Genomic DNA, 25,686 nt, shown 5'->3' on the forward strand with positions numbered 1-25,686 from the left:
AAGAACGTCAGGGAACCGACCTTCTGTCCGGTTCCGCGAACGGGAGTGTGGTGTGACGGAGAGCGAACGGCCGACCCGACGGCGGAGCCGGTCCCGACGTCGTCGGCGTGCCCGACTGCGACGTGCCCTCCTCGGCGCCCTGGTCGTCGGCTCGTTGCTACTGGCGACCGGCGGCTGGATCGGCTTCCGTGGCTGGCAGGCGCGTACCCATCTACTCAACGCCGCCGGGCTGGCCCGCGAGTTGAGCGCCCAGGTGGTGGGTGGGGACGCCGACCGTGCCCAGCGGACGCTCGCCGCCCTGCAGGAACAGTCCGGTGCCGCTCGGGCGGCGACGGCTGATCCGAGTTGGCGACTCGGTCGGCGAACACCGCTCGCGGGTGACGATCTCGACGCCGTCCGCCGGATCGCCGTCGCCATCGACCAACTGGCCCGGGAGGCGTTTCCGACGCTGCTGCGCACGGACCTGACCCGACTGGTGCCGAGCGGCGGACGGCTGGACCTCGCTCAGCTCACCGCGGTGTCCACCGAGCTGACCCGGGTCAACGAGTCGGTGCAGCGGACCCGCCGAGACCTGGGTGCGGTGCCGGCCGACCGCCTGGTCACCCAGGTCCGGCAGGCGTTGACGGACCTGCGCGACGAGATCGACCGTCTGGCCAGCCTCACCACGGCCGCCGACCAGGGAGCCCGCCTGCTGCCGCCGCTGCTCGGCGCGAACGGGCCGCGACGATACCTGCTGGTCTCACAGAACCTCGCCGAGCTGCGCGCCACCGGCGGCATGTTCGGCGCGTACGCCATGATCGAGGCCCAGAACGGCGCGGTGAAGATGGGCAAGCAGGGCAGCAGTGCCTCGCTCGGCCGGTTCACCCCGCCGCTGAAGGTGCCCGCCGAGATCCGGGCGATCTGGACCGACCTGCCCGGCATCTATCCCGCCGACGTCAACCTGTCACCGCACTTCCCGAGCGCCGCCGCGCTGTACCGCGAGATGTTCCGGCGCTCGACGAACATCACCGTCGACGGGGTGCTCGCCGTCGACCCGGTGGTGCTGTCGTACCTGCTCAAGGCGACCGGACCGGTGCTGGTGCCCGGAGGTGTCCCGCTGGCCAGCGAGAAGGTCGTGCAGACCCTGCTCAATGACAGCTACCAGCGGCTGGACCTACGGCAGCAGGACGAGTTCTTCGCGGCCTCCGCCGCGTCGGTGTTCGACGCCTTTTTCAAGAAGAATGTCAACCCGCGTGTGTTGTTGTCCGCATTTGACCGTGCTATCACTGAACGACGGATATTGTTCTGGAGTGCCCGACCTGAGGAACAGCGGACATTCGGCGCGAGTCGGATGGCCGGGACGCTTCCGGAACAGGACACCGTGCCAACGGTCGGCGTGTTCTTCAACGACGGCAGCGGCGCGAAGCTCGGCTACTACCTGCGGCCGACGGCAAACCTGACGGTCGGCGAGTGCCGGCCCGACGGTCGCCGCGAGCTACGGCTGCGGGTGACCCTGCGCTCGACGGCGCCGAAGTCCGGACTTAGCGAATCCGTCCTCGGCCTCGGTCTGGCTGGCGACCCGTACACCGTTCGCACCCTGGTGTCGATCTTCAGCCCGACTGGTGGCGCGGTGGTCGAGGCCCGGCTCAACGGGGCCGAGGCGGCGCTTGGCAGCGGCACCGAACGCCGCCGTCACGTGGCGACCGCCAGTGTCGACGTCGGCCCCGGCGCCGAGAAGGTGCTGGAGGCCACCGTGCTGACGGCCAAGACCGGAGTCGGGCAGGCCGAGTTGTGGCTGACCCCCACCGCCAACCCCTGGATCACCCAAGTTCATTCCGCACCAAGCTGTGACCAGTAGGAGGGAACCAATCATGCGGCTTTCCCGCATCATCATGGCGCTCACGGTCGGCCTGGCCGTGGTGGCCGTGCCGACGGCAGCGGGGGCGGCACAGCCGCAGCCGACGCCCAGCGCCACCACCGACCCGACCCAGCCGCCGCCGTACCCGCCGTACCCGCCGGCCAACCCATCGCTGACCGTCAACCGGACGACGATCTTCATCGGTGAGACGGTCATCCTGACCGGCACCGGGTTCGGTCCGAACGAGACTGTCGACATCGCGGTGACGGTGGCCCCGCTGGCCGCTCCGGCCGGCGGCCAGGCTCCGGCCCGCCGCAGCGACGGCACCACCGTGGCGATGGCACCGGTGGCCTACCAGGCGAGCGCGCCGCTGAACTTCACGGCGTACACCGACGCCCAGGGACGGTTCACCAAGAGCTACAAGCCGTCGGTGACGGGTCTGCTGACCTTCACCGCCACGGGTCGGGAGTCCGGCCGTACCGCCAGCGCCGAGTTGCGGGTGCTGCACAAGAAGCAGCCGCTGCCGGTCACCGGTGACAGCATCGGCACGCCCATGAAGCTCGGCGGCGGCCTGGTCGGCGCCGGAGCGGTCATGCTGCTGCTGACCCTGGCCTGGCGTCGCCGCCAGCGCCTCGGTGGGGCCGCGCACTAGTCCGCACACCACCGGGCACTGCCCGGACCGCACCTGAAGCTGGCGCCCGTCGGAGTGATCCGACGGGCGCCAGCGTCTGTTGGCCGTCTGGTGAGCCCGTCCGTGTGCCGTTCGAGGCGGCCTCGCCGGCACCCCCGCACCCGTCCGTCGCCGTTCTTGATCGACTCGGGCTTCCTGGTGTCGGGGTGTCGGACCGTCACGAATACCGCGATATCCGTGAAGTCAAGTGGGTCATGCCCGGGGCCGCTGTCTGAGCGTGTCTGAGCCTGGTGTGGGGCCGGCAGGTCGCCGACGGTGGGCCGCGTTGGGCGGTTTGTCCGGCCCCGGGCTCTGACGACCGGTGACCGGCGGCACCCGTGGGCCGGAATGATGGCGGGGTCGGGGTCGTTACACACCCTGACGATCGCAGGACCACCGCCCCGCCGCCCGGCCCGCCGGGGGTGGGAATGCGGGACCCGGTCGGGTCGTTGTAGTCCCCACGAACGACCGCGGGCATCGCCTTCACGTGGGTGCCGATGGATGGGCCGCCCCCCGGAATGACCCTGGCCCCCCGGTCGTTACATCTGGACCCCGGCGCCCCGAGCCCTCCGCTCGGTAGGTCGCCGACTCCGACGCCCGACAGGGTGTCACCCCTTCAGACTTCCCCCTTGTGAACGTGCAGCGCCGGACGAGGTGCTCACACCCTGCCGCTGTTCCCCCTTTTGGCGGTTGGGTGTTCTACCCCCGAAGGAGCTACCCCCATGAACACGATCATGCGTAAGAGTGTCCTGTCTGTTGCTGGTCTCGCGTTCGCCGGTGGTGTGTTCGCCGGCCCGATCGCCGCCCACGCCAACCCGGTTGAGGGCAAGCCCGTCGCGGCGGCCGTGCAGACCACCGCGCCGAAGCCGCAGGGCGAGCAGTCGCACATCGACCTCAACGATGAGAAGACCGCCAACGTCAAGGCGATCATCGCCGCCACGAAGAAGGCCGGCCTCCCGGAGCGGGCCGCGGTGATCTCGATCGCGACGAGCCTGCAGGAGTCGAAGCTGGACAACCTGGGCCACCTGGGCGACATGAACGACCACGACTCGCTGGGCCTGTTCCAGCAGCGCCCGTCCAGCGGTTGGGGTACCCCGGAGCAGATCACCGACCCCGCCTACTCCACCACCGCGTTCCTCAAGGGCCTCAAGCAGGTCGACGGGTGGCAGGACATGCCGCTGACCGAGGCCGCGCAGACCGTGCAGGTGTCCGCCTACCCCGACGCCTACGCCCAGTGGGAGCAGCAGGCCACCGACCTCGTCGCCCAGCACTGGAACAGCTGACACCAGCCCCACCGCACCACGACACCGACCGCTGGCCGGCACCCCGCAACCCGGGTGCCGGCCAGCGGCGTTTCCGGGTCTGCCCGGCAGCGCGGGTTACGACGCGACGCGCTGCCCGCCGCGCGACTACCCCCGACAGAGGGCGAATTCTCGGAGATCTTGGACAGTTTCCGTTACGCGAGAACGGAAACTGTCCAAGATCTCGCCGCCGGCGGGGCGACCGCCACCCGAACACGACACCGACCGCCGGCCGGAACCCGCAAGCCGGGGCGGCGGCCGGCGGCGTACCCCGCCTGGCCGGCACCCCGCAACCCGGGTGCCGGCCAGCGGCGTACCCCTGGTGTTGTCAGGTCTTTTGGCGGCGGGTGCGGAGGATGTCGATAAGCGCGCAGACCAGGGCGAGTGCGATGATGCCGGTGGCCAGCATGAGCGACCGTTCGAAGGACGTGGTCCAGTTGCCGCGGCTGTCGGCCAGCGACGAGAAGAACACCGAGCCGACGGCGGCGATGCCGGCGGCGGCGCCGATCCGCTGACCGGTCTGGAGCATGCCCGCGCCACTGCCCGCCTGCGCTACCGGGACGTCGGCGAGGGTGATCGTCTGGTTGGGTGCGATTACCAACCCGCTGCCGATGCCGGCGACGAGCAGCGGACCGGCGGTGACCCAGGGGGCGGGGTCGTCCGGGGCGAGGCGCAACGCGACAACCGTCGCGGCCAGACCGACCACGATGGTGAGCAGACCGATGGCGACCAGAGGTCGGCCGATGCGGTTGACGATGCGGCCACCCAGCACGGCGGCGGCGGCCGAACCCAGGGCGAACGGGGTGATCGCCAGGCCCGCGACGAGCGCGCTGTAGCCGAGACCCATCTGCAGGAACAGCGTGAAGATGAAGAAGATCGCGGTGAAGCCGCCGAAGTAGACCAGCGCGATGAGCGACCCCAGGGTGTACGACCGGAGGCCGAACAGGCGGAGGTCGAACAGTGGTTGGTGCTGGCGCGCGTATCGCCGTTCCCACAGCCCGAAGGCGCCCAGCACCGCGAGTCCGGCCGGGATGAGCGCCCATTTCCAGGGGGTCCGCCACTGCTGCTCCTGCACGAGCGGAAGCAGGACGAGGACCACGCCGACACCGAGCAGCAGGACGCCGACGGGGTCGAGTTGGCGCCAGCCGGGCTGACCGGCGGGGCGGCCGGGCAGGAGGCGCCAGCCGAGGATCACCGCGAGGACGCCGACCGGCACGTTGACGAAGAAGACCCACCGCCATCCGTGTTCCTCGCCGCCGATGGCGATGAGCAGCCCGCCGAGCAGTGGCCCGACTGCGGTGGAGATACCGATGGTGGCGCCGAGCAGCCCGAACGGACGGGCCCGTTCCGGCCCGCGGAAGAGTTGTTGGATCAGTCCGATGACCTGCGGGTTGACGATGCCGGCGGCGGCACCCTGGAGCAGGCGGGTGATGACCAACCAGGTCGGGGAGGTGGCGAGACCGGCGAGCGCACTGGTCAGGGTGAACAGTGCGATGCCGAAGACGAACGCGTTGCGCCGGCCGCGGGCGTCACCGAAGCGACCGGCGGGCACCAGCGCCAGGCCGAAGGTGAGCGCGTATCCGGAGAGGATCCACTGGAGGTCACTGGGCGAGGCGTGCAGCGCCCGGTCGATGGAGGGCACCGCGACGTTGACGATGCTGACGTCGAGCAACGTCATGAACGCGGCGACCAGCCCGACGCCGACGGCCTGCCAGCGTCGTCGGTTCGCGGCCGCGTCCACCGGCTGCGGCGGTTGCGCCGCACTCATCGTGCCCCCCGTTGACCGTTGATCAGGCATTGTTGACCCCTACCCGGGTCACCGGGGGGCGAATCGTCCCGGCTTGTTCTGCCGGTCACGCCATCTGGCGGGCGCAGAACCGGGGACCGAAGTCGAGACCCGCCATCGGTGAGTCCTCGCGGTGCAGCAGGCCCTTTTCGGTGAGCAGGTGCAGGGGGCTGCCGACCTGTTCCTCGGTCAGCCCGGACTCCTCGGCGATCAGGTCCGGATAGGGCACCTGTCCGCGTGCCTCAAGAGTGGTGACCGCCTGGTACACGCGTTGCTCGGCCTCCGACAGTTGCACCTGCTGCATGGGTTCCTCCTTCACTCGTCCGCCATCGTGCGGCGGTTGCCGTGCGCCGGTTACCCCCTGGCTGACCGAAGATGCACACCCGATCGGGCGGTGCGGGATCAGGCGCGGCCGCCGGGCGACGGCAGCGGGCGGCTCAGAGCCGCCACACCACGGTCACCGCTCGGGTGACGGCCGCGCGGGCGGAGCGACCAAGACGTCCACGGGTCCGGCGCGTCGCGGACGCGGTGAGGAACGCGGTCAGCACGACAAGGGACACGACAGCCTGAATGACCACGGGCGGTGCCGCCGAAGCCGTCGGCGGTGATGGCGGCCAGGGCCGGCAGGGTGCCGATCAGCGCCACGTCGAGCATCGCCACCACGGCGCGGCGGAACCCCGCGTCCCGCTCGTCCACCGGGGATCCGGCCACCGTCAGGTTCCCGCGCCCGGTGTGTGCAGACCAGCCACGCACCGCAGCAGGGTGGACTTTCCCGCGCCGTTGGGGCCGCGCAGGGCCACCGCCTCCCGCGGGTGGACGTCGAGCCCGAAGCTGGCCACCACGACGTGGTCGCCGTACCCCAGGGTGAGCCCGTCGATGCTGATGACCACGTACGACTCCCGGTCCGGATGGCGGTCGGTCCGGCGAAGGGATGCGGGCGCGGACCGACCGAGGATAGCCGTGCGGGAACACGTCGACGGTGCGCGGTCGCGCGGCTCGGCGGGACCCTCGCCATCCCCTAGGCTGCTTTCGTGATCATGTGGGATCTCGTTGTCGTCGGCGCCGGCCCCGCCGGGTTGTCCGCGGCCTACGTCGCTGCCCGCGCGGGTGTGTCCACCCTGGTTGTCGAGCGGGCCGCGCACCCGCGGTACAAGACCTGCGGTGGTGGCCTGATCGGCACCTCGCTGGCGGCGGTCCAGGGTCGGATCGAGGTGCCGGCGCACGACCGGGTGGACCGGGTCACGTTCACCCGCGACGGCCGTCGGGAGTTCACCCGCCGCAACGACAGCCCGGTGGTGACCATGGTGCGCCGCGAGGAGTTCGACGACCGGCTGCGCACGGCGGCGGTGGACGCCGGCGCGCAGGTGCGCGAGCGGGTCGCGGTCCGCGCGATCGAGCAGGACCCCGAGGGGGTACGCCTGCGGTTGGCCGACGGTACGACGATCGCGGCCCGTGCGGTGATCGGGGCGGATGGTTCCTCGGGGGTGACCGCCCGGCACGTGGGAGTGCGCTACCGGCAGGTGGACCTGGGTCTGGAGCTGGAGATCCCGGTGCCGCCCGCGGAGCAGGAGCGGTGGCGGGGGCGGCTGCTGCTGGACTGGGGTGCGATGCCGGGCTCGTACGCCTGGGTCTTTCCCAAGAACGACACGTTGACCGTGGGTGTGATCGCCGCTCGGGGAGCGGGGGAGGGGACCCGGGACTACCTGCGGCGGTTCGTCGACCGGTTGGGGCTGACCGGGTTGCCGGCGGAGCACGACTCCGGTCACCTGACCCGGTGCCGCGAGGAGGATTCGCCGTTGCGCAACGGTCGGGTGCTCGTCGTGGGGGACGCGGCCGGGTTGCTGGAGCCGTGGAGCCGGGAGGGCATCAGCTTCGCGTTGCGCTCGGGTGAGTTGGCCGGTGCGGCGGTGGCCGGTGGTGACCTGGCCGGGTACGAGTGGGCGGTCGCCGAGCGCCTGCTGCCGGAGATGCGGGCGGGATTCCGGCTGCTCGACGTGTTCACCAGGCGTCCGGAGGTGTTCCACGCGCTGTTGGCGACCCCGCCGGGGTGGCGGATGTTCGTCCAGTTCTGCCAGGGCCGGGCGAGCTTCGCCGAGATGCTGCGACGGCGGCCGATCCGGGCGGCTCTCGCGGTGCTCGACCGGCTGCCGGATCGGCGCCCACAGCCCACCATCGCTCACCCAGGATCCTAGGATGCTCTACGCGGTGTGACACCGTCCTGGCGCCGAACCCGCGTACGCCGGACAATGACGGGGGAGCAACAGGAGGTGCCGATGGCCGAGCAGCCGTTCACCGATGACGAGTACGCGTTCCTGCGGCACGCGCGCTTCGGGGAGTTGCCGCCCGCGGTCCGTCCCGACGAGCGGGTCGCCCTGACCGAGACCGACCCCGGACGGGACCAGCCGGAGCCCGAGGACCCGGTCCGCTGGAACGTGCAGGGCTGACGAACGCGCGACGGGCCGCGGGTGTCGCCACCCACGGCCCGCCGACGATCGGGGATCAGAAGACCGGCACGCCCTCGCGGACCAGTCGCCAGTTGGGCTGGAAGAAGTCGGCCGGGTCGATCGTCCCCCTGGCCTGCGCCCAGTCGATGAGCAGCTGCCGGATCTCCTGCTGCGCGTTGTAGACCTGGGTCTTCACGATGCCGGGGAAGTTGCCGCCGCCGCTGCGCCGGTAGTTGTTCACCGCCACCACGAACTGCGCGTTGTCGGCCACCGGGATGTCGGTGCCGGTCAGCACCAGTCGGGTGATCCGCTGCCCGACCGGCTTGGAGATGTCGATGTCGTAGTCCAGGCCGGAGAAGACGTCGTAGTTGTAGTCCGGCACGGCCGGGTCACTGATCTGCTCCGGGTCGACCGGGGCGCCCGGCGCGACGGTCCGGAAGTACTTCGCCGAGTACTCCAGGTACGCGCGCACCTCGGCCCCGCTGAGCACGACGGCTTCGAGGGTGTTGTCGTAGACGTACAGGCCGGCCACGTCGCGGATCTTCACGTCGCCGGCGGGGAAGACGGCGGTACGGCTGAACGGTGCCGCGATCGACAGCACCGGCAGGTCCGCGTACGTGGTGCCGGCCAGCGCCGCGCCGACCACCTCGGTCTGCACGTGGTTGATGAAGTCCAGGATCGGCGTGTCCTTGTAGCGCGACTCCGCCGCCGACAACTCGACGGTGGACTGCGCGACCACCTGGTTGACGTACGCGATGGTCTTCTGGTGTTGGGCCCGCACGGCGGCGAGCACCTTCGGGTCCTCGACCACCGTGTTGGTGTTCAGCATGCTGGCGGCCTTCTTGGTGATCGTCCACCGGCCGTGCTCGCGGGTGAGGGTGAAGTCCATCCGGGTGAGCCGCTGGCCCCACTTCGACGGCTCGGACAGCAACACCTGCGTACCGGTGCGCTCGTTGGTGACGAACCGCTCGACGACCTCGTTGTGCGCGTGACCGAAGAGGATCGCGTCGATCCCCGGCACCTGCTGGGCGATCAGCGCGACCGGGTTCTCGTTCGGCAGCTCCGGGCCGTAGCTGGAGGTGCCGCTGTCCCCGCCGTGCGCGGAGATCAGCACGAGGTCCGCGCCACGCGCCCGCATGATCGGCACCCACTTCGCGGCGGTCGCGACCATGTCGTCGAAGCGCAGCTTGCCCTCGACGTTGCCCTTGTCCCAGATGGCCACACCGGGGTTCGTCAGCCCCAGGATGCCGACCCGCAGGGTCGGCGCGGCGAGACCGAGGGAGACCTTCTTGATGACGTACGGCAGGAAGGCCGGCTTGCCGGTCTTCGCGTTGACGGCGTTCGCGGCGAGGGCCGGGAACCCGAGCTGGCGGATCCACAGGTCCAGCAACGGCAGACCGTAGTTGAACTCGTGGTTGCCCAGCGTCACCGCGTCGTAGTCGATGACGTTCATCGCGCGGGCCATCGGGTGCTTCTCCCCGGTGGCGGTGATCGGCTCCTGCTTGGCGTAGTACGTGGCCAGCGGCGTGCCCTGGATCGTGTCACCGGCGTCGAGCACGAGCGTCGCCTTGCCGCGCCGCTCCCGGCGGATCTGGTTGATCAGGGTCGCCAGCTTCGCGACGCCGATGTCGTTCTGCTTGCTGTCGTCGTACTCGGCGTCGCGGTAGTAATCCCAGTTGTAGACGTTGCCGTGCGTGTCCGACGTGCCCAGGAGGGTGAGGTCCCAGGTGCGCGGCCGGGGCCTGCCGGCCGCCTGCGCGGGCGCGGCGGCGATCAGCGGGGCGGCCGTCGCCGCCGCCGCGGCGACGAGCACCTGACGACGCGACGGGCCGGAGGGAGAGGTCATGACGTGCCTTTCCATGGGGGTGGACGCGCCTCGTGAGCGCCTTGCGCACCATAACCAGCAGCCGTCACTCCCGCCACGCCAGCCCCGACGGCGGTCACGGTTTCCGTAGACCGACGCGGGGTAGGGCGGTCAGGGACGAAATCGCGGGACAGCCCCCGCTTCCCGCGCGGCGCGAGGAGACATCGGTGAGTGAGGACCAGCACACCCAGCAGGACCCGACCAGCCAGTACGGCCAGCAGTCCGGTCAGCCCGCCCAACAGCAGTCGGCGCCCGGCTCGACCGCGGAGATGAACCCGAAGCCGGACCACGGGGAGGAGTCGTACCGGGGCAGCGGCAAACTCGACGGCAAGCGGGCGCTGATCACCGGCGGTGACTCGGGGATCGGCCGGGCCATCGCGATCGCCTACGCGCGTGAGGGCGCCGACGTACTCATCTCCTACCTGAGCGAGGAGGAGGACGCCGACGCGCGCGAGACCATCCGGTTGGTCGAGGCCGCCGGCCGGCGAGGCATCGCGGTCCGCGGCGACATCACCGACGAGGCGCACTGCCAGGAGTTGGTCGATCGGGCGGTTCGCGACCTGGGCGGGATCGACATCCTGGTCAACAACGCGGCGTACCAGATGTCGCAGGACAAGGGGATCCTCGGGATCAGCACCGAGCAGTTCGACCGGGTGTTCAAGACCAACCTGTACGCGATGTTCTGGCTCTGCAAGGCCGCCATCCCGCACCTGGCCGAGGGGTCGGCGATCATCAACACGGCGTCGATCCAGGCGTTCGACCCGTCGCCGCAGCTGCTCGACTACGCCACCACGAAGGCGGGGATCGCCAACTTCACCAAGGCCCTCGCCGCCGACCTGGCCGAGCAGGGCATCCGGGTCAACGCGGTCGCCCCCGGCCCGGTCTGGACGCCGCTGATCCCGGCCACGATGCCGGAGGAGAAGGTGAAGCAGTTCGGCACCGACACCCCGGAGGGTCGTCCCGGTCAGCCGGCCGAGCTCGCCCCGGCGTACGTCTTCTTCGCGTCGCAGGAGTCCAGCTACGTCACCGGCGAAATCCTGGGGGTCACGGGCGGTCGACCGACCAAGTGATCCGCCGCCGGGTGGGTGTCCGCCGGGACGCCCACCCGCCGGTCCGGCCTGGTCGTGCGGTTTGTTCGGGTGGACCGCTGGTCAGCGCGGCCACGCGGCGAAGCGCCGGCGGACCTGGGCGATGTCGGCTGCGCTGAGGCCGTAACGGCCGAAGCGCTGCTCGGAAAGCCGGTCGAGGTACCGGCCGGCGGCCCGCACGTCCGCCGGATCCAGCGCGGGATCGACCTGCCGGGCCAGCACCAACAGCTCGGTCACGTCGTAGTGTTCCAGCGCCGCCGCCACGTCGATGAAGTCCCGGACCTCCCGCCGGTTGACCAGTGCCGCGATCTTGTTGGCCACCAGGTCACGGACGTCCATGACCGGACCGAGGTCCATCACCACCGGACTCTGCTGACGGTCCAACCGGGCGAGGCTGAGCCGGATCTGTCGGCCGTCGCGGCTCACCACGAAGTCCTTCATGTCCTGGCCGTACCCGTCGAACAGCTCGGCCAGCTCACTGTCCGGGTCGGCGTCGGTGACGCTGAAGCCGGCGCGTTCCAGTGCCACCCGCACCCCGGCGGACGCCGCCGCGGCAGCGCCCTCCACGTCGGCGAAGAGGTCGACGTCCTCCGTCGGGCGGGCGACCAATCCGTGCGCCGCCCAGGCCACCCCACCGCCCAACACGAACCGGTACGGCCCGGCGGCGGTCAGCGCCACCCGGGCCACCTCCCGGTAGAACTCGTGCAGGTGCGGCTGGATCACGCCGCGCGCAGGCCGCGGTGCCGGCTCTCCCACGCCTGTCGTACGCCGCGGGGCAGGTTGAGCAGGCGCCAGACCCGGCGCAGCGTGCGCCCGTTGATCAGCGCTCGCAGATCCTCGGCCCGGGTGGTCTCCCGGAGGACGTTCTCGTACATCCAGAGCAGTTGGTCAGGGTCGCCGAGGTCGAAGGTGCGGTCGGCGTTCCACATCAACCGCACGGGCAGTTCGACGACACCCCGGGTTGGACCGGCCAGCTCGGCGAGCGTTCTCGCCACCACGGCAGGGCGACCCGGGCGGGCCAGGAAGGCCACGCCGGTCGGGGTGGGGGACACGGCCTGCATGGTGTCAGGGTAACGCCCGGCAGACCAGGTGTCGCTCAGGTCGATCCGAGCGCTCTGCTCCCGGCGCGCCGGCCTGGCCGTCAGCACTCCGAGGTTTGTCCGTTCTGCGCCGCGCTGGCGGGCGTGGCCCGTCGCGATCGACTCGGGTTTCCTGAAGTCGGGGCGTCCGGGAGTCCGGGATGCCTCGACTTCCGGAAACCCGAGTGGATCACGCGAGTGACAGTGGTTTGGGGTCGTACGAGCCGTGCCGTCTGGGTGGTTTGTTCGGTTGCGGGCGTTTGTGGGGTGTGGCCGGTCGCACCCGGGGGCCGGAATCATGGCGGGGCCGGGGTCGTTACACACCCTGACGATCGCAGCACCACCGCCCCACCCCCCCGCCCCCGGGGGGGTGGGAATGCGGGACCCGGCCGGGTCGTTGCAGTCCCCACGAACGACCGCGGGCATCGCCTTCACGTGGGTGCCGATGGATGGGCCGCCCCCCGGAATGACCCTGGCCCCCCGGTCGTTACATCTGGACCCCGGCGCCCCGAGCCCTCCGCTCGGTAGGTCGCCGACTCCGACGCCCGACAGGGTGTCACCCCTTCAGACTTTTCCCCGTTTTGTGCAGCGCCGGACGAGGTGCTCACACCCTGCCGCTGTTCCCCCTTTTGGCGGTCGGGGTGTTTCCTACCCCCGAAGGAGCTACCCCCATGAACACGATCATGCGTAAGAGCGTGCTGTCCGTTGCTGGTCTCGCGTTCGCCGGTGGTGTGTTCGCCGGTCCGATCGCCGCCCACGCCAACCCGGTTGAGGGCAAGCCCGTCGCGGCGGCCGTGCAGACCACCGCGCCGAAGCCGCAGGGCGAGCAGTCGCACATCGACCTCAACGATGAGAAGACCGCCAACGTCAAGGCGATCATCGCCGCCACGAAGAAGGCCGGCCTCCCGGAGCGGGCCGCGGTGATCTCGGTCGCGACGAGCCTGCAGGAGTCGAAGCTGGACAACCTCGGCCACCTGGGCGACATGAACGACCACGACTCGCTGGGTCTGTTCCAGCAGCGCCCGTCCAGTGGTTGGGGTACGCCGGAGCAGATCACCGACCCGGCCTACTCCACCACCGCGTTCCTCAAGGGCCTGCGCCAGGTTGATGGTTGGCAGGACATGCCGCTGACCGAGGCCGCGCAGACCGTCCAGGTCTCCGCCTACCCCGACGCCTACGCCCAGTGGGAGCAGCAGGCCACCGACCTCGTCAGCCAGCACTGGAACAGCTGACCCACCGCACTACCGCACTACCGGACTACACGGACCGCTGGCCGGCACCCCGCAAACCGGGTGCCGGCCAGCGGCGTATCCGCCGCCCGGTCGGTGCTCCGCGCTGACCACCGCACTGGCCGCGTCCCGCTCCGCCGAGATCGAACGCGGCTGAGCGGTGAGGTGCCCGACGCACCTCTCGGGCGTGCCGGGGAGCTGATTACCCCGACCTGATCGGTGGTTGTTCGCAGATCTTGGACAGTTTCCGTTCGCGCGAAACGGTAACTGTCCAAGATCTAACCGACCGCCGACCGCCGACCGCCGACCGCCGACCGCCGACCGCCGACCGCCGACCGCCACTGCGCGACCGCCCACCGCGGCCAAGATCGTGCTCGATCCTGGTTGTAGTCCCCTCGATCGGCAACGGTGGCCACTACAACAAGGATCGAGCACGATCTTGCAAGGGCAAGGGCAAGGGCAAGGGCAAGGGCAAGGGCAAGGGCAAGGGCAAGGGCAAGGGCACCAGCACCAGCACCAGCACCAGCACGTCCGCGACTGCCGCCGCGCGACCGCCCGCCGTGACCGCGACTGCCACTGCCACCGCGACCGTCACCCCCACCGCGACCGCACGATCGCCACTGCGACTGCCGCCGCGACCGCACGACCACGGCCGCGCGGACTGCCACCGCGACCGTTATCCCTACCGCGAGCGCGCGACGCTGACCGCGCTGCCGGCCACCGTCGTGTGGCGGCTTGGCGGTAGGGAGGGGCGTGGGAACAACGTGGGGGCCTGGCTGGTTGTGGAGGGTGTCGGTGTGACTCAGTGTCCCCGGGCCTCACCTAATATCGCCTTCGCGGAATACCGTTCGGCTGGAGCCGCGTCGCGCCACTCGCCGCGAGGCGACCTGCACACCGACACCAGCGCCGCCCCGGCCCACAAGGCCGGGGCGGCGCTGTCTGCCTGCCCCCGCTCGCGAACATGTCTCGGCTGGCCTATGTTCATGGGGTCGCTCGCGTGGGAGGGGGTGTCGGGGCATGGGTCTGCGGACCTTCATCGAGGGTTGGCCGGTCTACCGGCAGCTCACCGGCACGGACCCGCTGGGCCGGGGTGCTGCGGCCCAGTCCGCCCGGTCGGCAGCGTTGACCGCCCGCACCGAGGACGCCGACAGCGTCGCCCGTTCGGTCTGCCCGTACTGCGCGGTGGGTTGTGGTCAGCGGGTGTACGTCAAGGACGGCCAGGTCAGCCAGATCGAGGGCGACCCGGACAGCCCGATCTCGCGGGGTCGACTGTGCCCGAAGGGTTCGGCCAGTAAGAGTCTGGTGACCAGTCCGCTGCGGCAGACGACGGTTCGTTACCGCCGTCCGTACTCGACGCAGTGGGAGGATCTGGACCTCGACACCGCGCTGGACATGATTGCCGACCGGATGCTCGCGGCCCGTGAGCAGACCTGGGAGGACGTCGACGTCGAGGGTCGGCCGCTGAACCGGACGCTGGGTTTTTCCAGCCTGGGTGGGGCGACGCTGGACAACGAGGAGAACTACCTCATCAAGAAGTTGTTCACCGCGATGGGGGCTCTCCAAATCGAGAACCAGGCCCGTATTTGACACTCCGCCACCGTCCCCGGTCTGGGGGCCAGCTTCGGTCGTGGCGGTGCGACGGATTTCCAGCAGGACATCGCCAACGCTGACGTCATCATCATCCAGGGGTCGAACATGGCTGAGGCGCACCCGGTGGGTTTCCAGTGGGTGATGGAGGCCAAGCGCAACGGCGCGAAGGTGTTCCACGTCGATCCCCGGTTCACCCGCACCAGCGCGGTCGCGGACGCGTACCTGCCGATCCGGGCGGGCACGGACATCGCCCTGCTCGGCGGGGTGGTGCGCTACATCCTGGACAACGAGTTGGACTTCCGCGAGTACGTGCTGTCGTACACCAACGCGGCGACGATCGTCAGCGAGGAGTTCGTCGACACCGAGGACGGCGACGGGTTCTTCTCCGGGTTCGACCCGGAGACCGGCAGCTACGTGCAGGACAGCTGGCAGTACGCGGGGCACGAGGGTTCGTCCGGCAGTGGGCACACCGACCAGGAGCGGGACAGCGCCGCGGGGCTGACGCACGAGTCGCACGGCGCGCGGGTGAGCGGGCAGACCGAACGCGACGAGACGTTGCAGCATCCGCGCTGCGTCTACCAGATCCTCAAGCGGCACTTCGCCCGCTACACCCCGGAGATGGTGGAGCGGGTCTGCGGGATCCCGCGGGAGCAGTTCCTGGAGTTGGCGCAGGCGTGGACGCGCAACTCCGGTCGGGACCGCACCGGCATGCTGATCTATTCGGTGGGGTGGACGCAGCACAGCGTGGGTGTGCAGTACATCCGCACCGGCGCGATCATCCAGCTGCTGCTCGGCAACATGGGTCGCCCCGGTGGCGGGGTGATGGCGCTGCGGGGGCACGCCAGCATTCAGGGCTCGACGGACATTCCGACGCTGTTCAACCTGCTGCCCGGGTACCTGCCGATGCCGCACCACGCCGAGCACCCGAGCTTCGACGAGTGGGTGGACAGCATCCGCCACCCCGGCCAGAAGGGGTTCTGGGGCAACGCGCGGTCGTTCGCGGCCAGCCTGCTCAAGGCGTACTGGGGTGACGCGGCGACGCCGGAGAACGACTTCTGTTACGGGTACCTGCCCCGGTTGACCGGTGATCACGGCACCTACCAGCAGGTGCTCAACATGATCGACGGGAAGATCAAGGGATACTTCCTGCTGGGTCAGAACCCGGCGGTCGGCTCCGCGCACGGCCGGGCGCAGCGCCTCGGCATGGCCAACCTCGACTGGTTGGTCGTCCGGGACCTGTTCATGATCGAGAGCGCCACGTTCTGGCAGAACGGCCCGGAGGTCGCCACCGGGGAGATCGTGCCCGAGGAGTGCCGGACCGAGGTGTTCTTCCTGCCCGCCGCCTCGCATGTGGAGAAGGAGGGCACGTTCACCCAGACGCAGCGGCTGTTGCAGTGGCGGGAGAAGGCCGTCGAGCCGCCGGGCGACGCCCGCTCCGAGCTGTGGTTCTTCTACCACCTGGGTCGCAAGCTGCGGGAGAAGCTGGCCGACTCGGAGCTGCCGCGCGACCGGGCACTGCTCGACCTCACCTGGGACTACCCCACCCACGGCCCGCACGCGGAGCCGAGCGCCGAGTCGGTGCTGCGCGAGATCAACGGGTACGACGTGGCGAGCGGCCGCCCACTGTCCAGCTTCGCCGAGGCCCGCGCGGACGGTTCCACCGCGATCGGCTGTTGGATCTACACCGGGGTGTACGCCGACGGCGTGAACCAGGCGGCGCGGCGCAAGTCCCGACACGAGCAGGACTGGGTGGCCGCCGAGTGGGGGTGGGCGTGGCCGGCGAACCGACGCATCCTCTACAACCGTGCCTCCGCCGACCCGGACGGCAACCCGTGGAGTGAGCGCAAACGTTACGTGTGGTGGGACGCGGAGAAGGGCGAGTGGACCGGTTACGACGTGCCGGACTTCGAGAAGACCAAACCGCCGTCGTACCGGCCGCCACCCGGCGCGTCCGGCACGGAGGGCATCGCCGGTGACGACCCGTTCGTGATGCAGGGTGACGGCAAGGGTTGGCTGTACGCGCCCAGCGGTGTCCTGGACGGGCCGCTGCCCACGCACTACGAGCCGGTGGAGTCGCCGGTGCGTAACCCGTTCTACCGGCAGCAGGCCAACCCGACCCGCAAGATGTACGCGCATCCGGTGAACTCGGTGAACCCGAGCCCACCGCAGGAGCACAGTCAGGTGTTCCCGTACGTGTTCACGGTCAGCCGGCTCACCGAGCACCATACCGCCGGTGGGATGAGTCGGACCGTCCGGACGCTTGCCGAGCTGCAACCGGAGATGTTCGTGGAGGTGTCACCGGAGTTGGCCAGCGAGGCGGGGCTGACCCATCTGGGGTGGGCGCACCTGGTCAGTGGTCGTGCGGTGATCGAGGCGAAGGTGTTGGTGACCGATCGGCTCACTCCGCTGCGGGTGGACGGTCGGATCATCCACCAGGTGTGGTTGCCGTACCACTTCGGGTTCGAGGGTCTGGTGACCGGCGACTCGGCGAACGACCTGTTCGGCATCAGCCTGGATCCGAACGTCCTGATCCAGGAGAGCAAGGTTGGCACCTGCGATGTCCGGCCGGGCCGGCGGCCCACCGGGCCGGCGTTGCTCGACCTGGTGGCCGACTACCAGCGGCGCGCCGGGATCACCCCCGGCCAGCACGCCCCGACCGTCACCACCGACAGCCCGGGGGAGGAGCGCGGTGATTCCTGACCCGAACAGCCTGTACGGCCCGTTGGATCCGGCACCCGAGGCGGGTTACGAGAACGCGCCGCCGCGGATGGGGTTCTTCACCGACACCAGCGTCTGCATCGGTTGCAAGGCCTGCGAGGTGGCCTGCAAGGAGTGGAACGGCGTCCCGGGAAGTGGCCTGGACCTGCTCGGCATGTCGTACGACAACACCGGCGCGCTGACCGCGAACTCGTGGCGACACGTGGCGTTCATCGAGCAACCCCGGCCGGCCGGGCACCGCGCCCCGCCGTTCGCGGGCATGCCGACCGGCGGTTCGGTCAGCGCGGCGTGGGCGGCCGTGGCGGCTGGCACCAGTCAGGGCACCGGCACGGACCCGGGGGTGCCGACCGGCTCGCCGTCCGCCGCCGCGCGGATGGCCGGAGGCGCGCCGGCGGACGTGCTCGGCGCCCCGCTCGCCGCCGGTCCGACCGCCGCGGGCCAGGGTGGCGCGGGCCAGGGTGGCGCGGGTCCGCAGTTCCTGGGGATGCCGGGGGCGCAGCCGCCGGGCCGGGGGACGGGCGTCGAGGAGCGTACCGATTTCCGGTGGTTGATGATGTCGGATGTCTGTAAGCACTGCACGCATGCGGCTTGTTTGGATGTGTGTCCGACGGGTTCGTTGTTCCGGACGGAGTTCGGGACGGTGGTGGTGCAGGAGGACATCTGCAACGGGTGTGGGTACTGCATTTCGGCGTGTCCGTATGGGGTGATCGATCAGCGTAAGGATGACGGTCGGGCGTGGAAGTGCACGCTGTGTTATGACCGGTTGGGTGCGGGGATGACGCCGGCGTGTGCGCAGGCGTGTCCGACGGAGTCGATCCAGTACGGGCCCCTCGACGAGTTGCGGGAGCGGGCGGCCGCGCGGGTCGAGACGCTGCACGAGCGGGGCGTCCCCGAGGCGCGTCTGTACGGGCACGACCCGCATGACGGTGTGGGTGGTGACGGGGCGTTCTTCCTGCTCCTCGACGAGCCCGAGGTGTACGGGTTGCCGCCGGACCCGGTCGTGACCACCCGTGACCTGCCGAAGATGTGGAAGCGCGCCGGGCTCGCCGCCCTCACCATGGCGGCGGCGACCGTCGCCGCGTTCGTCGGACGTTCCTCGTGAGTCCGCACCGCCCCGAGGTGGGCGAGATCTTCCGCCGCTTCCGCGACCGGTTGGCCACCACTGGTCACGACCGACCGTCGACCAGCACCGACCGGCCGACCGCGAGCGGCGCGGACACCGGCGTCAGTTCGGCGCTCCGACAGCAGCGGCGCACCGCAGAACCCCCCGGCCGGCGGGGCGGGCGTCGCGGAGGCGGGCGTCGCGGCGGTGGCGAGGAACTGCGGGTGCCGGAGGCCGAGTTCACCTCGTACTACGGTCGGCCGATCCTCAAGGCGCCGGTCTGGAAGTGGGACATCGCGGCGTACCTGTTCACCGGTGGGCTGGCGGCCGGCTCGTCGCTGCTCGCCGCGGGTGGGCAGTTCACCGGGCGGCTGGCGCTGCGTCGCGCCGGTCGGGTGACCGCGCTGGCGGCCGTCAGCGCCAGCGCCGTCTTCCTGATCCGGGACCTGGGCCGGCCGGCGCGGTTCCACCACATGCTGCGGGTGGCCAAGCCGACCTCGCCGATGTCGATGGGCACCTGGATCCTCACCGCGTACGGGCCGGCCGCGGGCGTCGCCGCGATCGCCGAGGTCGCTGGCCGGCTGCCTCGGCACGGCCCGCTCGGGCTGGCCGGCCGGGCGTTGCCGCCGCTCGGGCACGCCGCCGGGCTGCTCGCCGCCGGGACCGCGCCCGCGCTGGCCACGTACACCGGGGTCCTGCTCGCCGACACGGCGGTGCCGTCGTGGCACGAGGCGTACCCCGAGTTGCCGGTGATCTTCGCGGGCAGCGCCCTGGCCAGCGGCGCCGGCGTGGGTCTGCTCGCCGCGCCGTCGGCGCAGGCGGGTCCGGCCCGCCGGATGGCGGTGGCCGGCGCGGCCCTGGAGTTGTACGGAACGCACCGGGTGGAGACCCGCCTCGGCCTGCTCAGTGAGCCCTACCGGCAGGGCCGGCCCGGTCGGCTGCTGCGTGCCAGCCGGATGCTGACCGTCGGTGGGGTCGCCGGTGCGCTGCTCGGTCGGCGCAGCCGGGCGGTCAGCGCGCTGTCCGGTGCCGCGCTGCTGGCCGCGTCGGTGGCGACCCGGTTCGGCATCTTCTACGGTGGCGTCGCCTCCGCCCGTGACCCTCGCTACACGGTGGTGCCGCAGCGTGCGCGGGCCGACGCCCGACGAACCGGCATGGATCTTCCAGCTGATCGGGCGGCCCCGCCCGCGGTGTGATCGAATGTCCGATGGAGGCGTTCAGGCGGCTGGTGCCCCTCCCGGTCTTCAAAACCGGAGTGGTCCGGGACCCGGGCCAGGCGGGTTCGATTCCCGTCCGTCTCCGCCAAACCGCAGCAGGAGATGACGCGATGGGCGACGGGCTGGTGGACCCGCGACGCCGGGTGCCCCGCACCGACACGCTGCTCGCCGACCCGCTGCTGGCCGCGGCCAGCGCGACGCTGGGCCGGGACCAGGTCAAGGCGGTCGTCGTCCGCGCCCAGGAGCAGGCCCGCCGCGGCGAGATCAACCCCGATGAGGTACGCGACGCCGCGGTCGCCGCGTTGCCCGCACCCGGCCCCCGGGCGGTGCTCAACGCGACAGGTGTCGTGCTGCACACCAACCTGGGCCGGGCGCCCCTGTCGCCTACCGCGGTCGCCGCGGTGGTGGCCGCCGCCGGGCACACCGACGTGGAGTTGGACCTGAGCACCGGCCGACGGGCCCGCCGTGGCCGCGACGCGCTCGACGCCCTGGCCGCCGCCGTGCCCGACGCGGGCGCCGTGCACGTGGTCAACAACGGCGCCGCCGCGCTGGTGCTGGCCGCGACCGCGTTGGCCAACGACCGGGAGATCGTGGTCAGCCGCGGCGAACTCGTCGAGATCGGCGACGGTTTCCGCCTACCCGACCTGTTGGAGAGCACCGGCGCTCGCCTGCGGGAGGTGGGCACCACCAACCGCACCACCCTCGCGGACTACGCCGCCGCGCTCGGCCCGCAGACCGGCTTCGTGCTCAAGGTGCACCCGTCGAACTTCCAGGTCACCGGCTTCACCTCGGCCACCCCGGTACGCCAACTGGCCACCCTCGGCGTGCCCGTCGTCGCCGACATCGGCTCCGGTCTGCTCAGCGCGGATCCGTTGCTGCCCGACGAACCGGACGCGGCCAGCACGCTGCGCGCGGGTGCCGCGCTTGTCACCGCCAGCGGTGACAAGCTGCTCGGCGGCCCGCAGGCGGGCTTGCTGCTCGGCGACGTCGCGCTGATCGACCGGCTGCGCCGCCACCCGCTGGCCCGGGCGTTGCGGGTGGACAAGCTCACCCTGGCCGCGCTGGCCGCCACCCTGCACCGACCGGACACCCCCACCCGCACCGCCCTGCACGCCGACCCGGCCGCCCTGCGGGATCGGGTGGAGCGGCTGCGGGACCGGCTCGGCGCGGACGGCCGTAAGGCGGAGGTGGTGCCGGCCGTCGCGGTGGTCGGCGGCGGCGGCGCCCCCGGCGTGGAGTTGGACTCGTGGGCGCTGAGCCTGCCCGAGCGCTACGCCGGGCCGCTGCGCACCGGGGACCAGCCGGTGCTCGGCCGGGTGGTGCGGGGCCGACTCCTGCTCGACCTGCGGTGTGTGCCCGTCGAGGCCGACGACGCCGTCCGCGCGGCCGTGCTGCGCGTACCCGGGGACGACTGAGCGTGTTCGTCGTCGCCACCGCCGGACACGTCGACCACGGCAAGTCGACACTGGTCCGGGCGCTGACCGGGATGGAACCCGACCGGTGGGCCGAGGAACGTCGCCGGGGCATGACCATCGACCTGGGCTTCGCCTGGACGACGCTGCCCTCCGGCGCCACCATCGCCTTCGTCGACGTGCCCGGTCACGAACGGTTCGTGCCGAACATGCTCGCCGGTGTCGGCCCGGTGCCGGCGGCGCTGATCGTGGTCGCCGCCGACGAGGGGTGGATGCCGCAGTCCGCCGAGCACCTGGCCGCGCTGGACGCGCTCGGCGTCGGGTACGGCCTGCTGGCGGTGACCCGCGCGGACCTGGCCGATCCGGGGCCGGCGACGGCCCGCGCCCGCGCCGAGATCGGCGCGACGAGCCTCGGTGCGGTGGAGGCGGTGGCGGTCAGCGGCCGTACCGGCGCCGGTCTGCCGGAGCTGCGGGCCGCCCTGGACCGGCTCACCGCCCGACTGCCGGCGCCCGCCCTCGACGACCCGGTCCGGCTCTGGGTCGACCGCAGCTTCACGGTGCGGGGCAGCGGCACCGTCGTCACCGGCACCCTCGGCGCCGGACGGCTGCGGGTGGGCGACGAGTTGGAGCTGGCCGGTGCCGACGAGCCGGTGCGGGTCCGTGGCCTGCACTCGCTCGGCGAGGCCCGACCGGAGGCCGCCGCGGTGGCCCGGGTGGCGGTCAACCTGCGCGGTACGCCCCGCGACCGGCTCGGCCGCGGCGACGCGCTGCTCACCCCGGGCCGGTTCCAGCACACCGACCTCGTGGACGTCCGGCTCACCGGCGACCCGGCCGCCGACCTGCCGGCCACCCTCACCCTGCACGTCGGGTCGGCGGCGGTGCCGGTGCGGGTCCGACCGCTCGGCGCGGACACCGTACGGCTGCGCCTGTCCCGTGCGCTGCCGCTGCTGGTGGGCGACCGGGCGCTGCTGCGGGACCCGGGCCGGCACCACGTGACCGGCGGGGTACGGGTGCTGGACGTGGTGCCGCCGCCGCTGGCCCGCCGGGGTGCCGCGGCCGCCCGCGCGCAGGTCCTGGCCGCGCTTGACGGTCGACCCGAGCTGGCCGGTGAGCTGCGCCGCCGGCGGCTGGTCCGAGCCGGCGCGTTGCTCCGGATGGGCGTACCGGTGCAGGCCGCGCCGGTGGCCGGTGACTGGTTGGCCGACCCCGAGCACTGGCGGTGGCTCGGCGACCGGGTGAGCGAGGAGGTCACCCGCCACGCGCGGGAACACCCGTTGGAGCCCGGGATGCCGGTGGACGCGCTGCGCCAGCGCCTCGGCCTGCCGGACCGGGTACTGGTCGAGGCGCTGGTCCGGCCGCCGCTGCGGATCCACGCCGGGCGGGTCGGCGCGGCGGACGCCGACGCGTTGCCCGAACCGGTGGCCCGAGCCGTGCGGCGGGTCCGCGACGAGTACGGCGAGCGGCCGTTCCGTGCTCCCGAGGCGGACCGTCTCGTCGACCTGGGACTGGGTCCCCGGGAGATCGGCGCGGCGGTGCGGGCCGGTGCCCTGCTGCGGTTGGCCGACAACGTGGTGCTGCTGCCCGATGTGCTCGACGACGCGGTCCGGGTGCTGGCGGGGCTGCCGCAGCCGTTCACGCTCTCCGCGGCCCGGCAGGCGTTGGACACCACCCGCCGGGTGGCGGTGCCGCTGCTGGAGTTGCTGGACCGTCGCGGTGCGACCCGACGACTGCCCGACGACGCCCGGATCGTCGTCACCTGAGCCCGTGACACGCAGCGTTGGTCAGGAGTCCAGGTCGGACATGTCGAGGACGAAGCGGTAGCGGACGTCGTTCTGCCGGAGGCGGCCGAGGGCCGTGGCCACCTGCGCCGACGGGAGCACCTCGATGTCGGCCGCGATGCCGTTGTCGGCGCAGAACTGGAGCATCTCGGCTGTCGCCGGCCGGCCTCCGCTGCCGGCGGAGCCGAGCCGCTTGCGGCCGACGAGTAGGGCGGTGGTCTCGACGGTGACCGGGCCCAGGTAGCCGAGGAGGCTGAGGGTGCCGTCCATCGCCACCAGCTTCAGGTACGGGCCGAGGTCGTGCGGTGCGGAGATGGTGTCGATGACGACGTCGAAGGTGTCGCGTGCCGTGGCCATCTGTTCCGGGTCGGTGGAGTCGAGGAGGTCGTGTGCGCCGAGCCGGAGGGCGTCGGCGTGCTTGTCCCGGCTGCGGCTGATCACGGTCGTGGTGGCGCCGAGGGCCACGGCCAGCCGGACCGCGAGGTGACCCAGGCCGCCGAGCCCGGCCACGGCGACGCGACTGCCGGGGCCGACCGCGAGGGCGCGCAGGGGTTCCCAGACGGTGATGCCGGCGCACAGCAGCGGGGCGGCCGCGGCCGGGTCGAGGCCGGCGGGGAGCGGATAGGCGAAGGCCTCGCGGACGACGTACTCGCGGGAGAAGCCGCCCAGGGTGGTCGATCCGTCCTGCCGGTCGGTGCCGCCGTAGGTCAGGGTCGGGAAGGAGTGGCAGAAGTTCTCCTGCCCGGCGCCGCACATGGCGCACACGCCGCAGGAGTCGACGATGTTGCCGACGGCGACGTGGTCGCCGATCGAGAAGGTGGTCACCCCGGGGCCGGTCCCGGTCACCACGCCGGTGAACTCGTGGCCCGGCACCAGCGGCGCGCCGCTGTGCGTGTCGTAGTCGCGCAGGGCGTGCAGGTCGCTGTGGCAGACGCCGCAGTAGTCGACTCGTACCGCGACGTCGTCGGTGCGCAGGTCCCGGCGCTGCAGGAGGGTGCGGCGCAGCGTCGACGAGTCGGTGGCCTGCCATCCGGTGGTGCTTCGCATACTCGACCCCTTAAACAGACTGTTCGGTCTGTTGGAGCCTAGGTCGGGCCGCGAGGTAAAGCAAACCAACTGTTCTGTTTTGCTAGGGTGGGGGTATGCCGGAGCAGCCCCTGACCTCGCGAGGCGCCGCGACCTACCAGCGCATCCTGGACGCGGCCACCGAGGAGTTCGCCCAGCACGGCATCGCCGGTGCACGAGTCGACCGGATCGTGACGGCGGCGCGGACCAACAAGGCGCAGCTCTACTCGTACTTCGGTGACAAGGAACGGCTCTTCGACGCGATCTTCCTCAGCTCGCTGGAGCGCATCACCAACGTCGTGCCCATCGACGCCGACGACCTCGCGGACTGGGCCGTTCGCCTCTACGACGAGTACCTGCGCCGTCCCGACCTGATCCGGCTGGCGACGTGGACGCGGCTGGAGCGCCGGCCCGCCGGGCACCTCGTCGAGACCCACGAGCACTACGACGACCGCAAACTCACCGCCATCGCCGACGCCCAGGCCGCCGGGCGGATCCGCACCGGCGACCCGTTCGACATCATGGCCCTGGTCATCGCCATGTCGATGGCCTGGTCACCGGTCAGCAACGTCTACGCGGCAAGTCGCCAGGAACCCGACGACGTCCATGACCACCGCCGTGCTCTGCTGCGCGACTGCGTCCGACGCGCCATGGTGCCGAGCGACCAGGGCCACCCGGACCGCTGACCGCTCCCTTTCCCCGCGCTGTCCCGGGCCCATCCGGGGCTGACAGGACCGTCCCGGGGTGCGACGGTAGAGCGATGGTCGAGCTGATCCCGACCCGGTCGCGGCCCGCCGACGGTCGATGGCGTGCGGCCCTCCCGGTGGCACTGCGCTGGGGGTTGCCGGTGCTGTGGGTGCTGTGGGCATCCCTGGCCTGGTGGGTGGAGCCCCGCGAGTCGACGCAGGCCCAGCTCGACCGGGATCTCGCGGCCGGCCGGGTGGTGACCTTCCAACGGGCGTACGGCTGGGCCGACGACGACGCGTACTGGGGCAGCCGTCCCCGGCTACAGTACGCGACGAACGGCGGAATGCTCGCCTGGAGCATGCCCAACGGCCAGACCCGGTACGCGTACGTCGACCCGCCCGCCTCGGACTCGTCAGGCGTCGAGCCGGACCTGTCGGCGACCGCGGGGTGGGACGAAAGGCTCGCCGCCGTGGCCGATCCGTGGCAGGGCGCGGCCGCCACCGCGCAGCGGATCGCGCACGCCGCCGCCGTGCTCGCCGGCGTGGTGACCGTGCTGTGGCTGGCCAGGCTGATCGGGGGTGCGCCGCCGCTGGCCGGCACCCGGTGGTTCTGGTTCTGGATCGGGCTGCTGCCCTTCGGGCTGGGAGTGCTGGCCTGGTCGTACCGGGAGGCGTGGAGACCGCGGGCAGCGCCGGCCGCCGACCGTGGCTCGGGCTGGCGTGGCCTCGGCTGGTTGATCCTCGCCGGGATCGGCATCGCCATGCTGGTGTCCGTCGCCCAACGGCTGCTCGGCACGACGGTGGTCCCGGGCTAACCGCC

22 protein-coding genes and 1 tRNA gene are annotated in these 25,686 nt (G+C 71.6%); 15 read left to right on the forward strand and 8 right to left on the reverse strand.

What is annotated here, in order from left to right; genetic code table 11:
* The first annotated feature begins 52 nt into the window (after window positions 1–52).
* The 3 genes from AB0A90_RS18805 to AB0A90_RS18815 all read left to right on the forward strand — a co-directional run bounded on the left by AB0A90_RS18805 (window position 53) and on the right by AB0A90_RS18815 (window position 3,790).
* Complete coding sequence (locus AB0A90_RS18805; protein ID WP_357249084.1) at window positions 53–1,837, forward strand: DUF4012 domain-containing protein; 1,785 nt, start codon at window positions 53–55, stop codon at window positions 1,835–1,837.
* A 13-nt stretch (window positions 1,838–1,850) separates the two neighbouring features.
* Window positions 1,851–2,489 (forward strand): hypothetical protein, encoded by a 639-nt coding sequence (locus AB0A90_RS18810; protein ID WP_357249087.1) that lies wholly within the window; start codon window positions 1,851–1,853, stop codon window positions 2,487–2,489.
* Window positions 2,490–3,229: 740 nt separating this feature from the next.
* A complete protein-coding gene (locus AB0A90_RS18815; RefSeq protein ID WP_357249090.1) occupies window positions 3,230–3,790 on the forward strand; it encodes a hypothetical protein in 561 nt (186 codons plus the stop codon).
* 346 nt (window positions 3,791–4,136) lie between these two features.
* On the opposite strand, the gene AB0A90_RS18820 is transcribed toward AB0A90_RS18815, so the two are convergent.
* The 4 genes from AB0A90_RS18820 to AB0A90_RS18835 all read right to left on the reverse strand — a co-directional run bounded on the left by AB0A90_RS18820 (window position 4,137) and on the right by AB0A90_RS18835 (window position 6,484).
* On the reverse strand, window positions 4,137–5,606 hold the full coding sequence (locus AB0A90_RS18820; RefSeq protein ID WP_357249095.1) for an MFS transporter: 1,470 nt from the start codon (window positions 5,604–5,606) through the stop codon (window positions 4,137–4,139).
* A gap of 55 nt (window positions 5,607–5,661) precedes the next feature.
* A complete protein-coding gene (locus AB0A90_RS18825; RefSeq protein WP_030491902.1) occupies window positions 5,662–5,898 on the reverse strand; it encodes a hypothetical protein in 237 nt (78 codons plus the stop codon).
* A gap of 98 nt (window positions 5,899–5,996) precedes the next feature.
* A complete protein-coding gene (locus tag AB0A90_RS18830; protein ID WP_357249098.1) occupies window positions 5,997–6,290 on the reverse strand; it encodes a hypothetical protein in 294 nt (97 codons plus the stop codon).
* Between the two features lie 17 nt (window positions 6,291–6,307).
* The gene (locus AB0A90_RS18835) at window positions 6,308–6,484 is read right to left on the reverse strand and encodes an ATP-binding cassette domain-containing protein (RefSeq protein WP_357249101.1); all 177 of its coding nucleotides are present in this window, start codon (window positions 6,482–6,484) and stop codon (window positions 6,308–6,310) included.
* A 141-nt stretch (window positions 6,485–6,625) separates the two neighbouring features.
* On the opposite strand from AB0A90_RS18835, the gene AB0A90_RS18840 reads away from it, so the two are divergent.
* Entirely contained in the window at window positions 6,626–7,786 is a 1,161-nt protein-coding gene (locus AB0A90_RS18840) for a geranylgeranyl reductase family protein (protein WP_357249104.1), read from the forward strand.
* An 81-nt stretch (window positions 7,787–7,867) separates the two neighbouring features.
* The gene (locus AB0A90_RS18845) at window positions 7,868–8,038 is read left to right on the forward strand and encodes a hypothetical protein (protein ID WP_357249107.1); all 171 of its coding nucleotides are present in this window, start codon (window positions 7,868–7,870) and stop codon (window positions 8,036–8,038) included.
* Between the two features lie 55 nt (window positions 8,039–8,093).
* Here the strand turns inward: AB0A90_RS18845 and AB0A90_RS18850 are convergent, their stop codons facing one another.
* Window positions 8,094–9,884: a 5'-nucleotidase C-terminal domain-containing protein gene (locus AB0A90_RS18850; protein ID WP_357249110.1), complete on the reverse strand. Its 1,791-nt coding sequence runs from the start codon at window positions 9,882–9,884 to the stop codon at window positions 8,094–8,096.
* Window positions 9,885–10,069: 185 nt separating this feature from the next.
* On the opposite strand from AB0A90_RS18850, the gene AB0A90_RS18855 reads away from it, so the two are divergent.
* A complete protein-coding gene (locus AB0A90_RS18855; RefSeq protein WP_357249113.1) occupies window positions 10,070–10,972 on the forward strand; it encodes an SDR family oxidoreductase in 903 nt (300 codons plus the stop codon).
* Between the two features lie 81 nt (window positions 10,973–11,053).
* On the opposite strand, the gene AB0A90_RS18860 is transcribed toward AB0A90_RS18855, so the two are convergent.
* Both AB0A90_RS18860 and AB0A90_RS18865 read right to left on the reverse strand, forming a co-directional pair.
* Window positions 11,054–11,713, reverse strand: a complete 660-nt coding sequence (locus AB0A90_RS18860; RefSeq protein WP_357249116.1) for a nucleotidyl transferase AbiEii/AbiGii toxin family protein — start codon at window positions 11,711–11,713, stop codon at window positions 11,054–11,056.
* Entirely contained in the window at window positions 11,710–12,051 is a 342-nt protein-coding gene (locus AB0A90_RS18865; protein WP_357249119.1) for a hypothetical protein, read from the reverse strand. Before AB0A90_RS18865 ends, AB0A90_RS18860 begins: the two co-directional genes overlap by 4 nt.
* A gap of 689 nt (window positions 12,052–12,740) precedes the next feature.
* On the opposite strand from AB0A90_RS18865, the gene AB0A90_RS18870 reads away from it, so the two are divergent.
* The 7 genes from AB0A90_RS18870 (at window position 12,741) to selB (ending at window position 23,097) form a co-directional block, all read left to right on the forward strand.
* Window positions 12,741–13,301, forward strand: a complete 561-nt coding sequence (locus AB0A90_RS18870; protein WP_357249122.1) for a hypothetical protein — start codon at window positions 12,741–12,743, stop codon at window positions 13,299–13,301.
* A 1,014-nt stretch (window positions 13,302–14,315) separates the two neighbouring features.
* Window positions 14,316–17,588, forward strand: coding sequence for a formate dehydrogenase (fdh, locus tag AB0A90_RS18875; RefSeq protein ID WP_357249125.1), 3,273 nt, complete (start codon window positions 14,316–14,318; stop codon window positions 17,586–17,588).
* Entirely contained in the window at window positions 17,581–18,708 is a 1,128-nt protein-coding gene (locus AB0A90_RS18880; protein WP_357249657.1) for a 4Fe-4S dicluster domain-containing protein, read from the forward strand. The genes fdh and AB0A90_RS18880 overlap by 8 nt, the downstream gene beginning before the upstream one ends.
* The gene (nrfD, locus tag AB0A90_RS18885) at window positions 18,705–19,904 is read left to right on the forward strand and encodes an NrfD/PsrC family molybdoenzyme membrane anchor subunit (protein ID WP_357249128.1); all 1,200 of its coding nucleotides are present in this window, start codon (window positions 18,705–18,707) and stop codon (window positions 19,902–19,904) included. Before AB0A90_RS18880 ends, nrfD begins: the two co-directional genes overlap by 4 nt.
* A 13-nt stretch (window positions 19,905–19,917) precedes the next feature.
* A tRNA-Sec gene (locus AB0A90_RS18890) sits at window positions 19,918–20,013 on the forward strand.
* Between the two features lie 22 nt (window positions 20,014–20,035).
* On the forward strand, window positions 20,036–21,340 hold the full coding sequence (selA, locus tag AB0A90_RS18895; RefSeq protein WP_357249131.1) for an L-seryl-tRNA(Sec) selenium transferase: 1,305 nt from the start codon (window positions 20,036–20,038) through the stop codon (window positions 21,338–21,340).
* A 2-nt stretch (window positions 21,341–21,342) separates the two neighbouring features.
* Window positions 21,343–23,097 carry a selenocysteine-specific translation elongation factor gene (gene selB / locus AB0A90_RS18900; RefSeq protein WP_357249134.1) on the forward strand — a complete coding sequence of 585 codons (1,755 nt, stop codon included), beginning with the start codon at window positions 21,343–21,345 and terminating at the stop codon, window positions 23,095–23,097.
* Window positions 23,098–23,118: 21 nt separating this feature from the next.
* Here the strand turns inward: selB and AB0A90_RS18905 are convergent, their stop codons facing one another.
* Window positions 23,119–24,162: an NAD(P)-dependent alcohol dehydrogenase gene (locus AB0A90_RS18905; protein WP_357249137.1), complete on the reverse strand. Its 1,044-nt coding sequence runs from the start codon at window positions 24,160–24,162 to the stop codon at window positions 23,119–23,121.
* 95 nt (window positions 24,163–24,257) lie between these two features.
* Between AB0A90_RS18905 and AB0A90_RS18910 the strand changes: the two genes are divergently transcribed.
* Entirely contained in the window at window positions 24,258–24,866 is a 609-nt protein-coding gene (locus tag AB0A90_RS18910) for a TetR family transcriptional regulator (protein WP_357249140.1), read from the forward strand.
* A gap of 74 nt (window positions 24,867–24,940) precedes the next feature.
* A complete protein-coding gene (locus tag AB0A90_RS18915; RefSeq protein ID WP_357249143.1) occupies window positions 24,941–25,681 on the forward strand; it encodes a hypothetical protein in 741 nt (246 codons plus the stop codon).
* Window positions 25,682–25,686 lie beyond the last annotated feature (5 nt).

The organism is Micromonospora sp. NPDC049204 (genome assembly GCF_040647935.1).
In the GTDB taxonomy this organism is placed as follows: Bacteria; Actinomycetota; Actinomycetes; order Mycobacteriales; family Micromonosporaceae; genus Micromonospora.